The sequence below is a fragment of the Marinomonas arctica genome (assembly GCF_003259225.1).
Taxonomy (GTDB): domain Bacteria; phylum Pseudomonadota; class Gammaproteobacteria; order Pseudomonadales; family Marinomonadaceae; genus Marinomonas; species Marinomonas arctica.
The window spans coordinates 1-6,475 of the sequence record NZ_QHJF01000059.1 but is presented as its reverse complement, the minus strand read 5'-3'; the positions used below and the strand labels follow the sequence as shown (position 1 = coordinate 6,475).

The following is a 6,475-nucleotide window of genomic DNA, read 5'->3' as shown; positions in this document are numbered from 1 at the left end:
ATTACTTGAGCAATCAGTGACAACAAAACCCCTAACCTATAAGGGCATTAAAACCAGATAAACACTAGATGTAGTGTCTGGTTGCTCTAAATGGATAGCCCTTATAGATATACAGTATAATTTTAAATCACGTAAAAGACCAAGTGAATTTTTGTAAGAAGAGCGCTCAACAGAAAAGCAAAAGCATTTTCAACAGGCATAAAAAACCACCCGAAGGTGGTATTTTTAAAGCTATACAGGATGTTTAAATCATGACTCTCTTACTAAGTGTGTAAAACTTGGCACTGAACGATCAAGCTTTATTAGCAAGTCTTCGACTGTAAGCTCCGGGTCTTTATGTACGCGAGCAAAATTTTCTAAGGCTTTCATGACACTAGCCTTTTCATTAGTGAACAAGAAACACATCAATTCGTCTCTTGTCATCGTTCTAATGCCATACTCAGCCAATAACTCTGCTGGAAAATGTTTGGTGTTATCTGTCGCAATAACATTACAACCCGTCTTTATTGCGGCGGCCAGAACATGACGATCATCAGGATCAGTAAGTTTAAGCTGATCTATTAATGGTTCGTAACCTAAGACATAACATTCAAAAAAGGACTTCTTAATTGCCTCAACTTGCTTGGCTATTATTTCCTTACTTTCAGGATGCTTACGAATAAAAGCACCAGTCCATTCCGCATCTATCTTATCTGTCCAAAAAAATTGAACTGAACACTCATCTACATTAGCCAAATTAAGAAGCATCATTCTCAATGGCTGTGAATACAAGACATTTGCATCCAATAGAACTTTATCACTCATGGTATTTCCTTACATAAAATCTGACTCCTGTTCAAAGTTAGCAATTAAACTAAGGGTTTCATCACGCGACATTTTCGCGTTAGAAAGCTTTTCTCTGAATAACATAACATCTGCCATTTTTACACGGTGATGAGTGCCTACCTTTATAGATGGAATTTGACCTGCCAAAATATAACCTGTTACTTTTGGTCGTGACATTCCAAGATATTTCGCTGCAATAGCCGGACTAACCATTTGATTTGGATCAATCTGTTGCACTTCAAAGTTTTCACTGTTCCCATTTTTAGCCAATTGACTTAACACCTGAACAAGTACATCAAGGGTTAGTGTTGGCACTTCAAATTCGGCTTTTTGGCCGTTTTTTAGAAGCACATCAATTTTTAACTTATCTAGATCCGCTTGGTGCTGTGTTAGATACTGTTGCGCTTTTATTATTGCGCTAACATCCGGTTCAACATTTAAACGTGTCTTAATCATTCATAACTCCTTCCTCTTAGCATTGTAGAAGCTAACCGAAGCTAGGAATTCTAAAACGTCTTAGAGGGTTATAATTTTTACTAAACCTTTGATAATTAATAACAAAGATTCACTATTTTACACCCACATAGTTTTTAGCAGGTTAAGTTTTGCTCTTAACTAGAGCTTTAATTACCAATCATCTTGGTTCTAGAGGCATCCAACAATGCTGCAAATTGTGTTACTGGCCTCCACACCAGCGAAATAGATCATAAGTGAAATAACTGAAAATAACAACTCAATATTCAGATATTTCACTTGTTGTTTTTTTCAAGATATTCATTTCCGATTTTTCGACCAAAAATGAGGCGGAATTTCAGGAATAGCGAACGTTAGGGTAAAGTAGCGAGTCAACTGCCACAAACTGCCAAGACACCCACATAAAAAGCAGATATTCATCATACAAAACCATCTTCTCCAGAGATGGTATTTATATGGAATTCACTTTTATCGTTTTGGTAAGGACTAATTAATGAATGGCAACTGCCAAGACACCCACATAAAAAGCACTTTTATCGTTTTGGTAAGGACTAATTAATGAATGGCAACTGCCAAGGCAACTGCCAAGACACCCACATAAAAAGCAGATATTCATCATACAAAACCACCTTCTCCAGAGATGGTATTTATATGGAATTCATCTTTTATCGTTTTGGTAAGGAGTAATTCACTACTAAAAGGCTGGTTACTAGGTTGTTAGGCGAGTGAATTTACTAATACATGATTAGTAAAGAAAGACTTTGAATGGTGGATGGAATGAAGCTAGGCGAGTAGTTGGTTATGACTGGATCTTGGTTTTCTATTGAGTTTGTTTGAGTCACAGTAATAAGCAATGGATTGTTCAGCACCAACAACAGCACCGGTTCTTGCGCCAAATTCTGTCGCAATACACAGCCAATTTTCTGAAGATATGTTGAGTCGTTGAAGAATCGGTAACAATGAAGTGTCTATCGCACCTCGTTTATCCTCTCGGATGATTCGCCCAGTCATATCAACCAACTCAAGGTAGTCTGTCAATTCAAAAGGTAGACCATCTGACATGTTTTCTCTGGGGTTACCAACAAAAGGATAAAGCAACTTTGGTTGCTTTTGATGCCTTGCAGCGGTCACACGTTTTTTAACACTGGTGAATTCTGAGGTTTCTGGTGTCTGGCTTATTTTTGCTCTCAGTGGATTAAGATCAACGTAGGCCATACAAGCCACTAATGCCGATTCATCTAGCAGAGCCTGAGACTTAAATCGCCCTTCCCAGAACCTTCCTGTGCACTTGTCTTCAAAATTCGCTTGGCGAGCAATAGGCTCATTCAGTTCTCTCATGAACCAACTAATGTCTGTAAGGCGATTTCTAAAGGTTTCGGCAGACGATTCCACCAACGCCATAGCATAATCAGGCAATGACTCACCTCGCACGAATTGCTGAGTAAACAAGGTGCCTTTATGTAACTTATGCCACCTTTGCAGAACCTCTAATGTAGACCACTTCGCGGCTTTTTCTGCATTGATATGCAACACCACATGAAGATGGTTACTCATTACCGCATACGCACAAACATCGATAGCAAAGACACTGGCTAAAAATAACAAACGCTTTTCAACCCAGTCACGACGGTGCTCAAAGCTTGCACCAGAGACAGGATCTTCTCCACACAAAAACGCCCTACGAACACAGCGAGAGACACAGTGATAATAAGGCGTATCTTGTAAACTAACTTGCTGACTTCTGGCTCTTGGCATGACGAAACCTCTCTTCCATAAGAAACATACTGGTTAAATATACCGCATAGAGAGAAGTCGTCAAGTTACGATGGGGGTCTTGTTAGCTGCGTGTTTTAGGCCGCTGTTGTAAAACGGGGTCTCAATCCCGACACTGGATTTTGCCAGTGCAGGGAAATAAGTAGATCAGGATGCGCGGGAGGTCAAGACAAGCTACTTCAACTAAGCCATCTGAAACCCATAAACTTACCAAATTTATTAAAAAAAACTTCCCAATGGGAACAAATGACGATAAAGTTTACCAAAATTTATTGATATTGGTAAACAAACCCAAAAAATTTACCATTCATCATAAATAGAGAGCCAATATAGAGAGAAATGATGTGGATAAAAAAAGCGTTTTAGGTCTAGTTGATGCGGCATTAAGCGGAGATAAAAGGACAATTGAAATCGCTCTACATAAATTAGCATCTAAGGCAAAGCAATTAGATGAAGATTTTTACCTAGCAATTTCAAAGCGACTGAATACATCTCCCCTCAGAAGCGCAATCAAACAACAAAAACCTATACCTGTTGATGCGGATAGCCGTCAACCTCTTATAAGAGTAGAAAACCCTGTTATAACTGAATACCCACCAATTTTATCTAGTGATGTAAATAACTCACTGCAACAAGTCTTACTGGAAAGAAAGCATAGTAAAGAACTTATTAAAAAAGGGTTGACTCCATCTAGATCTATTATTTTCCAAGGCCCACCGGGAGTTGGAAAAACCATGTCTGCTCGTTGGTTAGCAGAAAGACTTGGATTACCTCTACTAATATTAGATCTAGCAACCGTTATGAGTAGCTTCTTGGGTAAAACAGGCAGCAATGTAAGATCTGTACTTGAATATGCAGTTTCGTTTCCATGTGTTTTGTTACTTGATGAGTTTGATGCGATAGCAAAAAGAAGAGATGACGATAGAGAACTCGGTGAACTTAAACGATTAGTTACTGTACTTCTTCAGGCAATAGATGACTGGCCATCTAGCTCTTTATTGATAGCAGCAACTAATCACGGTGAATTATTAGATCCAGCTATATGGAGAAGATTTGACATTGAAATATCATTTGAAATTCCAACAAATGAAATGATATCAAATTATTTAAATTTACATTGGCCTGATCAAAAAAATGATACAGAAGATCTTGTAAATATCTTCACTGGAAAAACATTTAGCTTTATTGATAGAGAGTTAAAAAGATCTAAGCGTGAAAAAATAATATCAAGTATTTACCACGATAATTTACGTAAAGTAGTAACTCCTATTAATAATTATACAGCATTAAATAATGCAGAAAAAAAACATCTCGCAGTACAGCTAAATATTGAAGGGTTATCTCAACGCGCAATAGCTGAAAGACTTGGAATCAGCAGACCAACTGTTAAAAAAGCAATCGATGAAGCTAAAATTTTATAGGGAATAATATGAAGAACTTTATAATTGGATATGGTGAAACACTAACTCATAAAGTTGAGGTTAAAAAAGGCTCTAGTGATAAAAAGCATCCTTATACTCTAGATGAAGCCAAACGAAATTTCATAAGTGATTTGTCAGAAACCCTAGAATCCATTGGTCATAAACCATCGATACAATGTGCAAATGATCAAATAGTTATAAAGTTCATTCAACATCCATCTTATTTAGCTAAAACATACTATCCAAGAAAGTTATTTGAAATGTTTGGTATGAAAGATGTAGGTACAAGATCGGTAAAAATTAAACCTAAAAAATGGGCTATAAAAAAACACCCTGCAGAAGGTCTTGCTTCCTGTGTATATGCATCAGGAACGGTTGACCAGTTCCAAGAAATGTTAACCACAATCAAATCAAAACGCCTAACCCAAAAAATAGAAAATTTAATTTTAAGTATAGAAAAAATAGACAATTTTAGAGCGGAAGAAAAAATTAAGTTTATTGATTCCGGGCTTGAAAAACTAAAACTTGAAGTGGTTTTGCATGCTAACAATACTGACATCGAAATAAAAAATGCTTTTGACAAGTACTTATATTCCCTTAACGGTGAGTCAAACTGGAAAAAATCAAAGGTAGTTGGGGGGTTAACATTTCTACCGGTAGAAATTGAAAAAGGCAAAGAGCTTGGACTTGCCGAATTTTCTCAATTAAGAGCATTAAGAAGCATTCCAAAACTTAGATTCAATAAACCCAATACCATTAGAGAATCTATAAAAACAAAATTTCTTCTACCAACGTACACACCATTAGAAAATGATTTTAAAGTTTGTATTTTTGATGGTGGCATTGGAGATAATCATTTACTTGGATCATGGGTGAAAGAGGAAATCCCTGAAGATATAACTACAGGACATCCTGATTATCTTTCACATGGTAGTGAAGTATGTGCAACATATCTTTTTGGCCCATTTAATAAAAAAACCAATACATTTGGAGCTCCATACACAAACGTTGACATAGTTAGAGTTTTATCTCCTGACGATGGAAGTGACCCTGATCTATTTAATGTCTTAACTAGAATTGAAAATGTTCTTAAACGAAATGATTATAAATATGTCAATCTGAGCCTCGGCCCTCATTTACCAATTGACGATGACGATGTTCATGTATGGACATCGGTACTAGATGAAATATTACAAAAAGGCGACACTTTAGTTACTGTTGCCATTGGTAATGACGGCGATTTAGATGGTGACAATGCTAGGATTCAACCCCCGAGCGATATGGTGAACTGTTTTGCAATTGGAGCCTCAAACTCAAATGAAGAAAACTGGGAAAGAGCTCCATATAGCTGTATAGGCCCAGGTAGAAGCCCAGGTCTAATAAAGCCAGATGGAGTTATCTTTGGAGGATCTGAAGAAAATTTATTTAACCTTTATTCACCGCTATCAAATAGCATCACAGGAACAATGGGGACTAGTTTTGCAGCACCTTTTGCTTTACGAATAGCAGCAGGCATAGATGCAATAACTTCTTTTGATCTAAGGCCTACAACAATTAAAGCTCTGATGCTGCATCATGCAGAACGAGACAAACACAAAAAAATGGAAGAAGTTGGCTGGGGTAGACTTCCAAACTCCCCTGAAGATGTAATCGAATGCTTAAGTGACGAAGCAATCATCGTATACCAAGGCGAGATTAAAAAATCAGAACACCTTAGAATTCCGATCCCTATTCCAGATGCTGTGGATTGTACATGGATACATTTGAAAGCAACGTTCTGCATCACTTCAATGACAGATCCAGAACACCCTCTACATTACACAAGAGGTGGCCTAGAAGTAACATTTAGAGCAAATGAAGATAAAAAGAAAGAAGAAGATAACAAACACGCTGATACCAAAAGTTTTTTTTCTAACTGCGTATTTCGGAGCATTCCGAACAGCCATTTCGGTATGACCCGAACACCTATTTCGGTTTAATCC

5 protein-coding genes are annotated in these 6,475 nt (G+C 37.3%); 2 read left to right on the top strand and 3 right to left on the bottom strand.

The window, feature by feature from the left end; all coding sequences use genetic code 11:
* Nucleotides 1–249: 249 nt before the first annotated feature.
* From DK187_RS20715 to DK187_RS20705, 3 genes are all read right to left on the bottom strand, one after another.
* On the bottom strand, nt 250–804 hold the full coding sequence (locus DK187_RS20715) for a PIN domain-containing protein (RefSeq protein ID WP_111609195.1): 555 nt from the start codon (nt 802–804) through the stop codon (nt 250–252).
* Nucleotides 805–813: 9 nt separating this feature from the next.
* Nucleotides 814–1,281, bottom strand: a complete 468-nt coding sequence (locus tag DK187_RS20710; RefSeq protein ID WP_111609194.1) for a helix-turn-helix domain-containing protein — start codon at nt 1,279–1,281, stop codon at nt 814–816.
* 801 nt (nt 1,282–2,082) lie between these two features.
* Nucleotides 2,083–3,054, bottom strand: a complete 972-nt coding sequence (locus tag DK187_RS20705) for a transposase (protein ID WP_111609193.1) — start codon at nt 3,052–3,054, stop codon at nt 2,083–2,085.
* Between the two features lie 362 nt (nt 3,055–3,416).
* Between DK187_RS20705 and DK187_RS20700 the strand changes: the two genes are divergently transcribed.
* Nucleotides 3,417–4,493 carry an AAA family ATPase gene (locus tag DK187_RS20700; RefSeq protein WP_111609192.1) on the top strand — a complete coding sequence of 359 codons (1,077 nt, stop codon included), beginning with the start codon at nt 3,417–3,419 and terminating at the stop codon, nt 4,491–4,493.
* 8 nt (nt 4,494–4,501) lie between these two features.
* Nucleotides 4,502–6,472 carry a S8 family peptidase gene (locus tag DK187_RS20695; RefSeq protein WP_111609191.1) on the top strand — a complete coding sequence of 657 codons (1,971 nt, stop codon included), beginning with the start codon at nt 4,502–4,504 and terminating at the stop codon, nt 6,470–6,472.
* The last annotated feature ends 3 nt before the right edge of the window (nt 6,473–6,475 follow it).